The 14,270-nt window shown below is 70.3% G+C and carries 11 protein-coding genes and 2 tRNA genes; 3 read left to right on the top strand and 10 right to left on the bottom strand.

Features of this window, described 5'->3' with window-relative positions; all coding sequences use genetic code 11:
* Nucleotides 1-71 precede the first annotated feature (71 nt).
* The 5 genes from clpX to AMK22_RS08465 all read right to left on the bottom strand — a co-directional run bounded on the left by clpX (nucleotide 72) and on the right by AMK22_RS08465 (nucleotide 4,956).
* Entirely contained in the window at nucleotides 72-1,370 is a 1,299-nt protein-coding gene (gene clpX / locus AMK22_RS08445; RefSeq protein WP_073783002.1) for an ATP-dependent Clp protease ATP-binding subunit ClpX, read from the bottom strand.
* Between the two features lie 176 nt (nucleotides 1,371-1,546).
* Nucleotides 1,547-2,230, bottom strand: coding sequence for an ATP-dependent Clp protease proteolytic subunit (locus AMK22_RS08450; protein WP_073783004.1), 684 nt, complete (start codon nucleotides 2,228-2,230; stop codon nucleotides 1,547-1,549).
* A 78-nt stretch (nucleotides 2,231-2,308) separates the two neighbouring features.
* Entirely contained in the window at nucleotides 2,309-2,914 is a 606-nt protein-coding gene (locus AMK22_RS08455) for an ATP-dependent Clp protease proteolytic subunit (protein WP_199883178.1), read from the bottom strand.
* Nucleotides 2,915-3,210: 296 nt separating this feature from the next.
* Complete coding sequence (tig, locus tag AMK22_RS08460) at nucleotides 3,211-4,647, bottom strand: trigger factor (RefSeq protein ID WP_073783008.1); 1,437 nt, start codon at nucleotides 4,645-4,647, stop codon at nucleotides 3,211-3,213.
* Between the two features lie 232 nt (nucleotides 4,648-4,879).
* Nucleotides 4,880-4,956: transfer RNA gene (locus AMK22_RS08465), tRNA-Pro, on the bottom strand.
* Nucleotides 4,957-5,153: 197 nt separating this feature from the next.
* Here AMK22_RS08465 and AMK22_RS08470 point away from each other — a divergent pair.
* A tRNA-Gly gene (locus AMK22_RS08470) sits at nucleotides 5,154-5,227 on the top strand.
* 103 nt (nucleotides 5,228-5,330) lie between these two features.
* On the opposite strand, the gene AMK22_RS08475 is transcribed toward AMK22_RS08470, so the two are convergent.
* Nucleotides 5,331-5,525: a hypothetical protein gene (locus AMK22_RS08475; protein WP_073783010.1), complete on the bottom strand. Its 195-nt coding sequence runs from the start codon at nucleotides 5,523-5,525 to the stop codon at nucleotides 5,331-5,333.
* A 540-nt stretch (nucleotides 5,526-6,065) separates the two neighbouring features.
* Here AMK22_RS08475 and AMK22_RS08480 point away from each other — a divergent pair.
* Nucleotides 6,066-7,238 carry an acyltransferase family protein gene (locus AMK22_RS08480; RefSeq protein ID WP_073783012.1) on the top strand — a complete coding sequence of 391 codons (1,173 nt, stop codon included), beginning with the start codon at nucleotides 6,066-6,068 and terminating at the stop codon, nucleotides 7,236-7,238.
* Between the two features lie 262 nt (nucleotides 7,239-7,500).
* Here AMK22_RS08480 and AMK22_RS08485 read toward each other — a convergent pair whose 3' ends face one another.
* From AMK22_RS08485 to AMK22_RS08495, 3 genes are read right to left on the bottom strand one after another with little or no spacing between them, the layout of a single operon-like run.
* Nucleotides 7,501-7,980, bottom strand: coding sequence for an HD domain-containing protein (locus AMK22_RS08485; RefSeq protein WP_073783014.1), 480 nt, complete (start codon nucleotides 7,978-7,980; stop codon nucleotides 7,501-7,503).
* Between the two features lie 21 nt (nucleotides 7,981-8,001).
* Nucleotides 8,002-10,509 (bottom strand): ABC transporter permease, encoded by a 2,508-nt coding sequence (locus tag AMK22_RS08490; protein WP_073783016.1) that lies wholly within the window; start codon nucleotides 10,507-10,509, stop codon nucleotides 8,002-8,004.
* The gene (locus AMK22_RS08495; RefSeq protein WP_242433882.1) at nucleotides 10,509-11,504 is read right to left on the bottom strand and encodes an ABC transporter ATP-binding protein; all 996 of its coding nucleotides are present in this window, start codon (nucleotides 11,502-11,504) and stop codon (nucleotides 10,509-10,511) included. The genes AMK22_RS08490 and AMK22_RS08495 overlap by 1 nt, the downstream gene beginning before the upstream one ends.
* A gap of 249 nt (nucleotides 11,505-11,753) precedes the next feature.
* Here AMK22_RS08495 and AMK22_RS08500 point away from each other — a divergent pair, with 249 nt between their 5' ends.
* The gene (locus AMK22_RS08500) at nucleotides 11,754-12,965 is read left to right on the top strand and encodes a cation:proton antiporter (RefSeq protein WP_073783018.1); all 1,212 of its coding nucleotides are present in this window, start codon (nucleotides 11,754-11,756) and stop codon (nucleotides 12,963-12,965) included.
* Nucleotides 12,966-13,122: 157 nt separating this feature from the next.
* Here AMK22_RS08500 and AMK22_RS08505 read toward each other — a convergent pair whose 3' ends face one another.
* Complete coding sequence (locus tag AMK22_RS08505) at nucleotides 13,123-14,268, bottom strand: PP2C family protein-serine/threonine phosphatase (protein ID WP_073783020.1); 1,146 nt, start codon at nucleotides 14,266-14,268, stop codon at nucleotides 13,123-13,125.
* Nucleotides 14,269-14,270 lie beyond the last annotated feature (2 nt).

Here is a 14,270-nt window from a genome sequence, read left to right on the forward strand (position 1 = left end):
ACTAATATTCTTGAGCAAAAGAAGGCGCCCGGCGGACGGATCCGCCGGGCGCCCCTCGGGTGTGCGGGCCGCTACGCGGACTTCTCGTGGCGACCGCCGTCGTTCTTGCCGATCGTGCGCGGCTCGCGCGGGACCAGCGTCGGGTTCACGTTCTCGCGGACGACGTCCGCGGTGATGACGACACGGGCGACGTCCTTGCGGGACGGGACCTCGTACATCACGGACTGGAGGACCTCTTCCATGATGGCCCGCAGGCCACGCGCACCCGTGCCGCGCAGGATCGCCTGGTCGGCGATGGCCTCCAGTGCCGGGCGGTCGAAGTCCAGCTCCACACCGTCGAGTTCGAAGAGACGTTGGTACTGCTTCACCAGGGCGTTACGCGGCTCGACCAGGATCTTGAGCAGCGCCTCGCGGTCCAGGTTGTGGACCGAGGTGAGGACGGGGAGACGGCCGATGAACTCCGGGATCATCCCGAACTTCACCAGGTCCTCCGGCATGACCTCCTGGAACTGGTCGCTCGCCTCGATCTCGCGCTTGGAGCGGATCGTCGCACCGAAGCCGATGCCCTTGGCGCCGGCACGCGACTCGATGATCCTCTCCAGCCCGGAGAAGGCACCGCCCACGATGAACAGCACGTTCGTCGTGTCGATCTGGATGAACTCCTGGTGGGGGTGCTTCCGGCCGCCCTGCGGCGGGACGGAGGCGGTGGTGCCCTCCAGGATCTTCAGCAGGGCCTGCTGGACGCCCTCGCCGGAGACGTCACGGGTGATCGACGGGTTCTCGCTCTTGCGGGCGACCTTGTCGATCTCGTCGATGTAGATGATCCCGGTCTCGGCCTTCTTGACGTCGTAGTCCGCCGCCTGGATCAGCTTGAGCAGGATGTTCTCGACGTCCTCGCCGACGTAGCCGGCCTCCGTCAGCGCCGTCGCGTCGGCGATGGCGAACGGGACGTTGAGCATGCGGGCCAGGGTCTGCGCGAGCAGTGTCTTCCCGGAGCCCGTGGGGCCCAGCAGAAGGATGTTCGACTTGGCCAGCTCGATGGCGTCGTCACGGCCCTGTGCGCCGCTGTTCTCGCGCGCCTGGACCCGCTTGTAGTGGTTGTACACAGCGACCGAGAGGGCCTTCTTCGCGGGCTCCTGCCCGACGACGTACCCCTCGAGGAACTCGTAGATCTCGCGCGGCTTGGGGAGTTCCTCCCACCGCACCTCGGAGGTCTCCGCGAGCTCCTCCTCGATGATCTCGTTGCAGAGATCGATGCACTCGTCGCAGATGTACACACCGGGTCCCGCGATGAGCTTCTTCACCTGCTTCTGGCTCTTTCCGCAGAACGAGCACTTGAGCAGATCGCCGCCATCACCGATGCGTGCCACGAGGTGCTTCCCCTTCGCCTGGGAGCAGCTTGGTTCAGCGGCTCCTGGTGCCTCTATCCGACGGTACCTTGCCTTGCCCCCCGTTCGGGCCCCCCTTGGCGCGGTTCACGCGGTTCGCGCGGTCCAAGCGTCCTCAAACCGCCCGAATCCGCCGCGCCAAGGGCTGAAGGCCGACGTCAGGCGGCCGCTCCGGCCGTGCTCTTGCGGGTCGAGACGATCTGGTCGATCAGACCGTAGGCGAGGGCGTCCTCGGCGGTCAGGATCTTGTCGCGCTCGATGTCGTCGCGGATCTTCTCCAGCGGCGTGGTGGAGTGCTTGGCCAGCAGCTCCTCCAGCTGGGTGCGCATCCGCAAGATCTCGTTGGCCGCGATCTCCAGGTCGGAGAGCTGCTCACGGCCGGTCTGCGAGGACGGCTGGTGGATCAGCACCCGCGCGTTGGGCAGGGCCATCCGCTTGCCGGGCGTGCCCGCGGCGAGCAGGACGGCCGCGGCCGAGGCGGCCTGGCCCATGCAGACGGTCTGGATGTCCGGCTTCACGAACTGCATCGTGTCGTAGATCGCGGTGAGCGCGGTGAACGAGCCGCCGGGGCTGTTGATGTAGACCGAGATGTCACGGTCCGGGTCCATCGACTCCAGGCACAGCAGCTGGGCCATGACGTCGTTGGCCGAGGCGTCGTCGATCTGCACGCCGAGGAAGATCACGCGCTCCTCGAAGAGCTTCGCGTACGGGTCGTACTCGCGCACGCCCTGCGAGGTGCGCTCCACGAAGCGCGGGACGATGTAGCGGTTGTCCACCTGCAGGCCAGTGTAGAGGCCGCTCGCGGAGGCGCCGGGGAAGTTGTTCATGTGGGTGTTCACCATCCTGGTGGCGTTCTGTGGCTGGGTGTCTCGGCGTACGAGAGGTGCGCGTGGCGCGGAGCCGGTCCGGTGGGTGCCGGATCAGGCGCCGGTGCCGCCGCCGCCCGGAACGCCCGATGCGAACGAGATGATCTCGTCGATGAGGCCGTACTCCTTGGCCTCCTCCGCGGTGTACCAGCGGTCGCGGTCGCCGTCGCGGATGATCGTCTCGACCGTCTGGCCGGAGTGTCGGGCGGTGATCTCCGCCATCCGCTGCTTGGTGCGCAGCAGGTACTGGGCCTGGATCTTGATGTCGGAGGCCGTACCGCCGATGCCGGCCGAACCCTGGTGCATGAGGATGTCGGTGTTCGGGAGCGCGAAGCGCTTGCCCGCGGTACCGCCGGTCAGCAGGAACTGGCCCATCGAGGCCGCCATGCCCATGCCGATGGTGACCACGTCGTTCGGGATGTACTGCATGGTGTCGTAGACCGCCATGCCGGCCGTCACCGAGCCGCCGGGGCTGTTGATGTAGAGGTAGATGTCCTTGTCCGGTTCGGCGGCGAGAAGAAGCAGCTGCGCGGTGATCTTGTTGGCGATCTCGTCGTCGACCTGCTGGCCGAGGAAGATGATGCGTTCGCCGAGCAGCCGGCTGTAGACCTGGTCGCCGAGTCCTCCACCGAGGGACGGCTCTCCGGCGGCGTAAGGCATCAGATTCGTCACGTGTCCACCTGCTCGTCTCTGACGGCTCCGGCCGTCTCAGCGTCTTCGTACCGGGTGGGCGGGGACTCCCCTGCCCTTCCTATTCATGGACCCTAACGCGCAGGTGGGACAACGCCATCCCGCTTCCCCAACTGTTCGCTGGGAGCGCAAGCTCCTCAGTCCGCACAAGGGTTGTGGGGCATTGCGCGCCTGCCGCCGACGGCCTCGACCGGTGGTCCGCCGGTCCAAGTCGACGGGCTCCGGACGCACAGCGTCCGGAGCCCGTCGTACGGATCGTGCGAGGCTCAGGCCTCGTTCTTCTCCGCGGCGGCCTCGGTCTTCTCCTCCGCCTTCTCGGCGGCGTCGGTGGCTGCCTCGGCGACGGCCTCGGCGGAGCCGTCGGCGGCCTCGACCGTCTCGATGGCCTCCTCCTCGTCCTCCAGGTCGACGGTCTCACCGTTGGTGTCGACGACCTTGGCGGCCTCGACGACCACGGCCAGCGCCTTGCCGCGGGCGACCTCGCCGACGAGCATCGGCACCTGGCCGCCCTCGACGACCGCCTGGGCGAACTGGTCGGGGCTCATGCCGGAGGAGGCGGCACGGCGCATGAGGTGCTCGGTGAGCTCCTCCTGGTTGACGTTCAGCTTCTCCTTGTTGACGATCTCGTCCAGGAGGAACTGGGTCTTGATGCCCTTGACCGCCTGCTCGGAGGTCTCGGTCTCGAACTCCTCGACCGTCTTGCCCTGGATCTCCAGGTACTTGTCGAGGGTCAGGCCCATCTGACCGAGCTGGTGGTGCTCCAGGTTGTGCCGACGGGTCTGGACCTCGTCCGCGAGGAGCTTCTCCGGGATCGGGACCTCGGCCAGCTCCAGCAGGGCGTCCAGGACGCGCTCCTGGGCCTGGGTGGCCTGCTCGTACTGGCGGCTCTCCTCGAGGCGCTTGCGGCTGTCCGCCTTCAGCTCGTCGAGGGTGTCGAACTCGCTCGCCATCTGGGCGAACTCGTCGTCCAGTTCGGGGAGCTCACGGGCGGCGACGGCGGTGACCTTGACGGTGACCTCGGCCTCCTTGCCGGCGGCCGAGCCACCCTTCAGCTCGGAGGTGAAGGTGGCCTCGCCACCCGCCTCCAGGCCGGTGACGGCGGCGTCGATGCCGTCGAGGAGCTCACCGGAACCGATGGTGTACGAGACACCCTCGGCGACGCCGTCCTCCAGGACCTCGCCGTCGACCTTCGCCTGCAGGTCGACCGTCACGACGTCGCCCTCGGCGGCGGCGCGCTCGACCGGGCTGGTGGAGGCGAAGCGCTCACGCAGCTGCTCCACGGCCTTCTCGACGTCCTCGTCGCCGACCGCGACGGCGTCGACGGTGACCTCGATGCCGGAGTAGTCCGGGATCTCGATCTCGGGGCGTACGTCAACCTCGGCGGTGAAGGCCAGCAGCTCGCCGTCCTTCAGCTCGGTGATGTCGACCTCGGGCTGACCGAGGACGTTGAGCTCACCCTCGTTGACGGCCTCGGTGTAGAACTTCGGGAGCGCGTCGTTGACGGCCTCCTCCAGCACCGCGCCGCGGCCGAACCGCTGGTCGATGACCCGCGCGGGGATCTTGCCCTTGCGGAAGCCCTTCACCGTGACCTGCTGGTTGATCTTCTTGTACGCCGCGTCGAGGCTGTCCTTGAGCTCCTCGAAGGGCACCTCGACAGTGAGCCGAACCCGGGTCGGGTTCAGGGTCTCCACGGCGCTCTTCACGGTTCGGTCTCCTTGTGGCTGACTTCTTGGGGTTCTGCTCCGCCGCACGGGAGGCGGCTTCGCGGACCGAGCCCGGTACATCAGACACACGGGCACGCATTTTGCATAGTAACGGCAAGGAGACGGACTCCCACAATGCGCTCTCGCCGGTGCTCCGCGATCCCGCCGGGGCGATCCCGGCCGGTTCTGCCGGTGGTCCGTGATCTTGCCGGGTGGTCCGTGTACGTGCCGGTGGTCGGGGTGGCCGGATTCGAACCGACGACCTTCCGCTCCCAAAGCGGACGCGCTACCAAGCTGCGCCACACCCCGTCGGTGCGACACGTAGGGTACATGCAGACGGGCGGCGCATCGGCCGCTTTGCGCGAGCGGCTCGCAACGGGCGGCTCGCACGGGTCGCGTTCCGGACGCGACGACCGGAGGAGCGGCTATCAGGTGTGCGGGCAGCACCCACGACCCGCTACGATGCTTCTCGTGCCGCCGGTCACCGGACCAGCGGTGCGACGTATGCGGGCGTAGCTCAATGGTAGAGCCCTAGTCTTCCAAACTAGCTACGCGGGTTCGATTCCCGTCGCCCGCTCCACGCCAGGGCCCGGTCCGACGAGATCTCGTCGGACCGGGCTCTTTGCGTCGGACCGTCGGCGCCCGCGACTGCCCTCGGGACCGGGACGCGGGCCGGGGCGGGGTCAGAAGCTGATCTGGTTGATGGTGTGCGCTATCGAGTCCATGAAGCGCTGGATCGTCGGCGCCAAGCCGGTCGAGGCGAGGAAGAAACCGAAGAGGGCGGCGACGACCGCGGGGCCGGCCTTGATGGATCCGCCTCGGATCATGACCACCAGGACGATCGCCAACATCAGCACCACAGACAGCGAAATGGCCACAACTGATCACACCCTCGGTCGGTCCGCCTTGCCGGCCCGGAGGCGTGCGGCCGAGCACCCCTCCGATCCGTCCATCGTGCCATCAACTCCCCTCCGGCCGCCGCCGAGTGACGGATCGCACTGACAGGATCACGCCATCCTTGCGCCCCCCGCGCCTCGCGTGCGCCCCCAGGCGCACAGCCGCACGGGCCCCCGCACCACGGCGATCCGGCCACGGGCCCACGCTCCTGTGAATCACCTGTGCGTCGAATCATCCGGGCACCGAATCTCCTGTGTGCCGAATCACCCGCGAGCCGGAAAATCACAACAGCACATGAACATAATGGTTTCCGCATCCGCACACTTCATTCACACGCAATTCTCAGATTCACGCACCGCGAAATACCCCTCCACCGAAGAGCCTTCGATACGCCCCGTTCTGGGGGGATAAATACGGGCATATCAGGCAGTACTCTGCGGTTTCGTCAGCGAGTGGACGCGGACATGTAATTCCAGCAGGCGGTTTTACGAATTGCGATCGGGGCGTCTATGGTGCTTTGGATGTTCCAAGCTCCGAACGTATTTCAGAGGGCCCCGCTCCCATCGGCGACCCGGGAGTCGGAGCCCAGACAGCAAGGGCCGATTTCCTCTGCGACAGCGGCCGGTACCGCGACGGCCGATCCCGCGACGGCCACGCACGGGAATCCGGCGGCGGCTCCGGCGAAGAAGCGGGATCCCTACTTCGACAACGTCAAATATCTCGCCATCGTGCTCGTGGCGATGGCACACGCGTGGGAACCGGTGATGGAGGGAAGCCGGACCGCCCGCGCGCTGTACATGGTCGCGTACACCTTTCACATGCCGGCGTTCATCGTCGTCTCCGGATATTTCTCCCGCTCGTTCGACATGTCGGCCGCCAAGGTGAAGCGTCTGGTCACCGGAGTCGCCGTGCCGTATGTGGTGTTCGAGACGGCGTATTCACTGTTCAAGCGATACGCGGACGACACCCCCGATCATCCGATCAGCCTGGTCGACCCCTGGTACCTCACCTGGTTCCTGGTCGCCCTGTTCGTCTGGCGCCTCACCACACCGCTGTGGCAGGCGCTGCGCCATCCGCTTCCGGTGGCGCTCGTCGTCGCCGTGCTCGCCTCCTTCTCACCGACCATCGGCGACGATCTCGACCTCCAACGCGTGCTCCAGTTCCTGCCGTTCTTCGTGCTCGGTCTCCGGCTGAGGCCCGAGCACTTCGACCTGGTGCGCCGTCGCGAGGTGCGGATGCTCGCCCCAGCCGTGTTCGCCGCGGCCGGGGTGTTCGCGTACTGGGCGGCGCCGCGGATGCAGCTGGGCTGGTTCTACCGCAGCAACAGCGCGCAGGAGATGGGCGCTCCGTGGTGGTCGGGCGCCGTGATGACCCTGCTCATGTTCGGCTGCGCGCTGCTGCTCACCGTCGCCTTCCTGTCCCTGGTGCCGCGCCGCCGCACATGGTTCACGGTGCTGGGCGCCGGAACCATCTGCGGCTATCTGCTGCACGGTTTCCTGGTCAAGGGCGCCGGATACGCCGGGCTGTTCGACGCCTACGACTGGCTGTCGTCGCCCGCCGGGCTGGTGCTCGTGTCCGTGGCGGCGGCCGGTGCGGTGACGCTGATGTGCACGCCTCCGGTGCGGCGGCTGCTGCGCCCGGTGACCGAGCCGGAGATGGAGTGGGCGTTCCGGCGGGGCGGTGCCGGACGCTGATGCGGTACGGACCGGTCCGGGGGCGGACGCCTCGCCCCGGACCGGTTCACCATCCCGGACCGGTTCACCATCCCGGACCGGTTCACCATCCCGGACCGGTTCACCATCCCGGACCGGTTCACCATCCCGGACCGGTTCACCATCCCGGACCGGTTCACCGTTCCGGATCGGCTCCTCGTCAGCGATCGGTGCCGTGCCGGGGTCGGTCGCCCGCGGGATCGACGCCTTCTCCGGGATCAGTCCTCGCCATGTTGGCTTGAATTCAGTGCATGGTGGGCGATTCGCCCGAGGTGAGGCCGAGCAGTCGCCGGACGTGTGCATATTTCTCGGTCAGCCGGGTACGCGTCGCCGGCTCCAGTACGGCGAGGCGGGCCGGATCCGCGTTGTGCGCCAGGTCGGACTCCTTGATCAGCAGGGCGCCCGGGGTGTCGAGAATGCGCCGGGTGTACGCGCCGAGGTCCTCGCCGTCGCGCTTGGTGACGGCGAGGACCATGTCCTTGACCTGCTGCGGAAGTGCGGCCCCGGCCAGCCATTCCTCCGACAGGACCTCGTCCTCGACCGCGTCGTGCAGCCAGGCGGCGGCAATCTGTTCGTCGGTCCCGCCCCTGGCCCGGACCCCCTCGGCGACGGCGTGGAGGTGTTCCGTGTACGGGCGTCCGGCCTTGTCCGTCTGCGTGCGGTGGGCGGCGCGGGCGATCGCCTCGACTTCGGCCAGGTCCAGGTCTCTGCGTGGCGTGGTCATGACCCGACCCTAGAGCAGCCCTCAGGGACGGGCGGCCGCCCCGCGCAGGGCCGCCCGGGCCGGGATCGTCGCGGCGGCGAGCCCGAGCCCGAGGGTCACGGCGACGAAGGTCCCGTACAACACCGGTGGGACGTACGGGGGTTCACCGGTCAGCCCCTTCATCATCGGATTCAGCGTGGCCAGCGCGATGGCGGTGCCGAGCCCGGCCCCGGCCACGGTGACGAGCAGCGCCTCCCAGCGGATCATGCCCATGATCTGGCGGCGGGTGGAGCCGACGAGGCGGAGCAGGGTCAGTTCGCGGCGGCGGTCGAGCACGGTCATCACCAGGGTGTTGACGGCGGCGACGGCGGCGAATCCGCCGAGGACCGCGGCCATGACGGTGTTGGCCCAGGCGTTGAACTCGCGGTCGCGGTCCCGCGCGGCCGCGTAGCCGGAGGCGTCGGTGACGGTGCCGAGCGCGGCGAGCTTCCGCGCTGCGGCGGGGGTGGCCCTCACCAGCAGTTCGGAGGCGTACGGCGCGGTGACGCGGGTTTCGAGGTCGGCGGCGGGCAGCGTGACGAGGCCGGTGCCCAGGCCGCGGCCGTAGACGGCGACGATCTTCGGGGACGCCCGGGTGCCGTCCGGGAGACGGAGTTCGAGGCGGTCGCCCGTCGTCCGGCCCGCGGAGTCGGCGAGGGTGGTGTCGATGGCGACGGTGCCGGGGCGCAAGCCGTCGAGCGAGCCGGTCCGGACGTCGAGGTCCTGGACCCCGGTCAGTGCGTCCCCGGTGCCGATGACGCCCTGTGCGGGGGCATTGCGCATCATGCGCTCGTCGCCCGAGCCGACGGTCACCAGGACGGAGGTGCGGAGCAGGCCGACGGCGGGGGAGACCCCGGGGGTGGCGGTGGCGCGTGCGGTGGCGTCGGAGGCGAGTCCCCCGGGGGCGGTGACGACGTGGTCGGCGACGACAGCGTCGCGCTGCTGGTGCGCGATCACCCGCTCCTCGCTGGTGTGCATGAACACGAGCGTGGAGGAGAAGGCCATGGCGAGCACGATCGGGGTGATCGCGGAGGCCAGTCGCCGGGAGTTCGTACGGGAGTTGGCGGCGGCCAGCGAGCCGGAGGCGCCGGCGCCGCGCAGCGGGAGGCCGATGACGGCGGCGCAGAGCCGGGCGATCAGCGGGCCGAGCAGGCCGACGGCGAGCATGAAGAGCATGACGACGCCGAGCGCGGCGTTCGCCGAGTCCTCGCCGCTGCCGGCCCCCGCGACACCGGCGAGGGCGATGCCGCCGACGAGCGCGGCGAGCCCGAGCGGGGTCCGGATCCAGCCGTACGGCGGCTGTTCGACCGCGGACTGCGCGAGGGCGAGCCCGGGTTCGGTCCGGGACGGGCGGCGGGCGGCGAAGTAACCGGCGGCGAGCGCGGTGAGCATGGTGGTGGCCGTGGCGATGGACAGCGGCAGCCAGGACACATGCAGGACGACCGCCTCGGGGACGGCGCCCTTGTCCCGGAGCTGCCCGAACCACCAGTGGGCCAGGACGGTTCCGGGCAGGCAGCCGAGCGCTCCGGCGAGCGGCGCGATGAGCAGCGACTCGCAGGCGATGGCGCGGCGCAGCTGGCCGGGGGTGGCCCCGATGGCGCGCAGCATGGCGAACTCGCGCCTGCGCTGGCCGACGGAGAGGGCGACCGTGCCGGCGGCGGTGAAGACGGCGACCGTGGTCGCGACGCCGCCGAAGGAGCCACCGAGCGCGATGAGGAGTTCCTCTGCGTTCGCGAGGCCCGGGTCCTCGACGCCTCCGCGGTCGTCGCCGGTGTGGACCCGGGCCCCGGCGGTGCGGCCGACGCTCGCGCGTACCCGGTCGGCGAGGGTGGCGGTGTCGGTGCCGGGGGCGGCGAGCACGGCGATGGCGTCGACCCGGCCGGGGTGGCCGGACAGCTTCACGGCCTCCCGGTCGCCGAACCAGACGGTTCCGGTTCCGGTGCCGTTCTTGGTGGTGGCCGGGGCGTCGGCGGTGCCCGAGACACGGAACCTCCCGGCGCCCGCGGGGGTGTCGAGCGCGAGGGTGTCGCCGACCCGCGCCCCGGTGCCGGCGGGGACGACGACCTCGCCGGTGCGGGGTGCCTCGCCGGTGATCAGCCGGGTGCCGGTGAGGGCGGCGGAGCCCCAGCCGTGGGCGGTGAGGGGGGCGCCGTCCCGGCGTACGGGGTAGCCGACGTCGCCGATCGCGGTGGCCGCCCCGGGGACCGAGGCCGCCCTGTCCACCAGGGACTCGGGGAGCCGTGCGGTGTCCGGTACGAGCGCGCCCACGTCGACCTCGCTCCCGCCGCGTCCGACCGTCATGTGGACCCGCTGGTCGGCGGCGACCACGACGGGCGCCTTCGCGTAGCGGTCGGCGGGAACAGAGGCGCGCAGGCCGGTCTCCAGCAGGATGCCGCAGGCGGAGACGATCGCGGCGGCCAGCAGGAGGGCGACGAACGTGCCGACGAACGCCGCGGGTCTGAAGCGGACGGCCGCGCGGGCGAGGCCGTTGGGAACGCGTGGGATGAACATCAGGCCGCCGCTCCCGCACCGGCGCGGGCGGTGGCGTCGCCCTGGGCGGCCGGCGCGGTCGCCGTGGTCAGTGCGGTCAGCCGGGCGGCGATCCGTGCGGCGTCGGCGCGCGGCAGGCTGTCCACGATCGACCCGTCGGCCAGGAAGAGGACCCGGTCGGCCCAGGCGGCGGCGGCCGGGTCGTGGGTGACCATGACCACGGTGGCGCCGAGGACGTCCACCGCGTGCCGGAGCAGGCCGAGGATCTCGGCGGCGGTGGTGGTGTCGAGTGCGCCGGTCGGCTCGTCCGCGAAGATCACGTCGGGGCGGGTGATCAGGGCGCGGGCGACGGCGACGCGCTGCTGCTGGCCGCCCGAGAGTTCGCCGGGGCGGCGGGCCCCCTTGTCGCCGAGGCCCACCGCGGCGAGCATCTCGGCCGCGGCACTGCGGCTGCGGGCGCCGCCGGTGCGCTGTCCGGCCAGGCGCAGGGGCAGCAGGACGTTCTGCTCGACCGTCAGGGACGGGAGCAGGTTGAACGCCTGGAAGACGAAGCCGAGACGGGCGCGTCGCAGTTCGGTGAGGCGGTTCTCCTTCATCCCGGTGATCTCGGTGCCGCCGAGGCGGACGGAGCCGGCGGTGGGGCGGTCGAGCCCGGCCGCGCACTGCAGGAAGGTCGACTTCCCTGAGCCGGAGGGGCCCATGACGGCGGTGAAACCGGCGCGCGGGAGGGCGAGGTCGATGCCCCGCAGGGCATGCACGGCCGCCTTGCCCCGGCCGTACTGCCGCCGGACGCCGCGCAGTTCGACCGCGAACTGCGTGCGGTCCGCGTGGTTCGTGCGGTCCGAGCGGTCGGCGACGTCCGCGGACTGCGAGGGGCCCGAGGGGCCCGTGAGGTCCGTGCGGTACGCCGGCTCCGTGCCGTCGGTGAGGTCCGTGCCGCCGCCCCGTGTGCGCACGCCCCGCTCGTCCCGCTCGTCCCGCTTCTGCGCGCCCTGCCTGGTGCGCCGCAGCGCCATGATGTCCGCCTTCCGTTGCTCACCGACCGCTTCTCCGGCCGGCGATTCGAACGTACGGACAAGGGGCAGGCGCGGACCATGGCGGCTACTGGCGGATCGGGGGTGGGGCAAACCCGAGATCGGTGATCGGGAGCCCGGGTCATAGTTACAACGTCAATTGTTCGGTAAACTAATTACTGACGATTCCTTGACGCTCTCTTGACCCGAAGAAGGATCAGGCTCATCGGACACGCAGACACGCTCATCGCCATGGGCGGCGCCTTCCTCGCCGCCGCCGTTCTCGCCCGTGTCGGCAGCCGCATCGGACTGCCGACCATTCCCCTGTTCATCCTGGCCGGGATCCTGCTCGGCCCGCACACCCCGGGCATCGTGCTGGTCGCCGACCCGCACGACCTGGAGATGCTCTCGGCACTCGGCCTGGTACTGCTGCTCTTCTACCTCGGCCTCGAATTCCACCTCGACGACCTCAAGGCAGGCGGCCGCAAGATGGTCGTCGCGGGCTCCGTCTACCTGCTCCTGAACGTGGGGGCCGGACTCGGATTCGGCTTCGCGCTGGGCTGGGGCACCTCGGAGGCCCTGGTCATGGCCGGGGTCATCGGCATCTCCTCGTCGGCCATCGTGACCAAGATCCTCGTCGACACGAAGCGCCTGGGGAGCCCGGAGACCAAGACGATCCTCGGCATCATCGTGGTCGACGACATCTTCCTCGCCCTCTACCTCGCCGCGCTCCAGCCGATCCTGTCGCGCTCGGACAGCCTCGGCGCCGCGCTTCTCGACGGGGGCAAGGCGTTCGGCTTCCTGCTGCTCCTGGCGCTCACCGCCCGGTTCGGCACGAAGCTCGTCAGCAAGCTCATCCACACCTCGGACGACGAGCTGCTCGTCATCTCCTTCCTCGGTGCCGCCGTGCTCGTCGCCGGGGTGTCCGAATGGTTCGGGGTCGCGGACGCGATCGGCGCGTTCATGATGGGTCTGATGCTCGGCAGCACGACGTCGGGCGGGCGCATCCTCAAGCTGGTCCATCCGCTGCGCGACGCCTTCGGGGCGATCTTCTTCTTCGCCTTCGGACTGTCCATCAACCCCGGCGACCTGCCGGGCGTGCTGTGGCCGGTGCTGGCCGCCGTGGTGCTGACCGTGGTGATGAACGTGCTCTCCGGGATGGTCTCGGCACGGGTCTACGGCTTCGGCGCGCAGGCCGCGGCGAACATCTCGACCACGCTGACGGCCCGCGGCGAGTTCGCACTGATCCTCGCCACGATGGCCGCGGGTGCGGGGCTGGACGAACGGCTCCCGCCGTTCATCGCCGGATACGTGCTCGTCCTCGCGGTCCTGTCGCCGCTGGCCGCCGGACGCTCGTACTGGCTGGCCCGCGTCCTGCCGGGCGGCCGGGACCGGGGTCCGGACCAGGGAAGCGGCGGGGGTCGTGGCGACGACAGCACCGAAGAGGTCCCGGTCCCGGCCTGAGACGTACGGGCGGCCGGTTCGTCGACGGGTACCGGGCCGGTGCCCGGACCCGCCGGGTCCGTCGCGCGGGCCACGGGCCGCTCGGGTGCCGTACGCGTACGGCTCGGGGTGCGCCCGGCTCGGACGGTCCGTCCGGTACCGGGCGCCGACGACGGGGTCAGGCGGTCCGCGACAACAGCAGCAGCGCCCGGTCGTCGTTGACGTCCTTGGCACACGCCTCGATCAGATGCCAGGCCGCGCCCTCGAATCCGGTCGTGACATGACGGTCGGCCTCGCCGGTCAGCCGGTCGATGCCCTCCGCGATGTCACGGTCGGACGCCTCCACCAGGCCGTCGGTGAACAGCATCAGCACGTCTCCGGGGGCCAGCGAGCCCTTCACCGCATCGAACTGCGCCCCGTCGTACACCCCGAGGAGCGGCCCCTCGGCGGCCTTCTCCTCCCACTGGCCGCTGCCCGAGTGGAGTTGCAGGGCCGGCGGGTGCCCCGCGGAGAAGAGTTCGTAGTCGCCCGATTCGAGGTCCAGGACCAGATGGATCGAGGTGGCGAAGCCCTCCTCCCAGTCCTGGCGCAGCAGATAGCCGTTGGCCGCGGGCAGGAAGCCGTGCGGGGGCAGCGAGCCGAGGAGACCACCGAAGGCGCCGGACAGCAGCAGGGCGCGCGAGCCCGCGTCCATGCCCTTGCCGGACACGTCGGTGAGGACGGCCTCCAGGGTCCGGCCGCCGTTCGTACGGGCCGCGACGACGAAGTCGCCGGAGAAGGACTGCCCGCCCGCCGGACGCAGCGCCATCTCGCGGTGCCAGCCCTGCGGCAGCCGGGGCAGGGCGCTCTGCACCCGGATGCGTTCGCGCAGGTCGAAGAGCATGGTGCTGCCGCGTCGCCACGGCACCCCGACCCTGGCCCGGAACTGGGCGAGGACCAGCCCGAAGAAGCCGCAGGCCGCGACCACCAGGACGATGCCGGGCGTCACCCGGGCCGGACCGTCCTCGTACGGGCCGAGTCCGAGCGACTCCACGATCAGGGCCAGGGCGGCGGTCGCGTACACGCCGAGCAGGCTCGCGGGGCGCAGCAGCAGACCGCCCGCCACGATCGGCAGGCCGAGCGCCGCCGGCGAGAACCACACGGGGTTCAGCAGGGTGGCGCAGGTGATGGCCGGAACGGTGAGCAGCAGACCGGCCAGCGCGATCCAGTCGGCCCCGTCGCCCCGGAAGTAGTCGACCCCGGATTTGCGCAGCGCGATGCGCGCCCGGTGCACCGATTTCCGCAATCGGGCCGGGTACGTCTCTGCTCCTGCGCGACGGGCCATTG

This window comes from Streptomyces sp. CB01580 (assembly GCF_001905795.1).
In the GTDB taxonomy this organism is placed as follows: domain Bacteria; phylum Actinomycetota; class Actinomycetes; order Streptomycetales; family Streptomycetaceae; genus Streptomyces.

What these genes read in the sequence shown, in the direction of transcription:
- AMK22_RS08500 (WP_073783018.1), top strand. Translation starts at nt 11,754, where the DNA reads ATGGGCGGCGCCTTCCTCGCCGCCGCCGTTCTCGCCCGTGTCGGCAGC.
- AMK22_RS08490 (WP_073783016.1), bottom strand. Translation starts at nt 10,509, where the DNA reads ATGTTCATCCCACGCGTTCCCAACGGCCTCGCCCGCGCGGCCGTCCGC.
- AMK22_RS08505 (WP_073783020.1), bottom strand. Translation starts at nt 14,268, where the DNA reads ATGGCCCGTCGCGCAGGAGCAGAGACGTACCCGGCCCGATTGCGGAAA.
- AMK22_RS08455 (WP_199883178.1), bottom strand. Translation starts at nt 2,914, where the DNA reads ATGCCTTACGCCGCCGGAGAGCCGTCCCTCGGTGGAGGACTCGGCGAC.
- AMK22_RS08495 (WP_242433882.1), bottom strand. Translation starts at nt 11,504, where the DNA reads ATGGCGCTGCGGCGCACCAGGCAGGGCGCGCAGAAGCGGGACGAGCGG.
- AMK22_RS08485 (WP_073783014.1), bottom strand. Translation starts at nt 7,980, where the DNA reads ATGACCACGCCACGCAGAGACCTGGACCTGGCCGAAGTCGAGGCGATC.
- AMK22_RS08480 (WP_073783012.1), top strand. Translation starts at nt 6,066, where the DNA reads ATGTTCCAAGCTCCGAACGTATTTCAGAGGGCCCCGCTCCCATCGGCG.
- AMK22_RS08450 (WP_073783004.1), bottom strand. Translation starts at nt 2,230, where the DNA reads ATGGTGAACACCCACATGAACAACTTCCCCGGCGCCTCCGCGAGCGGC.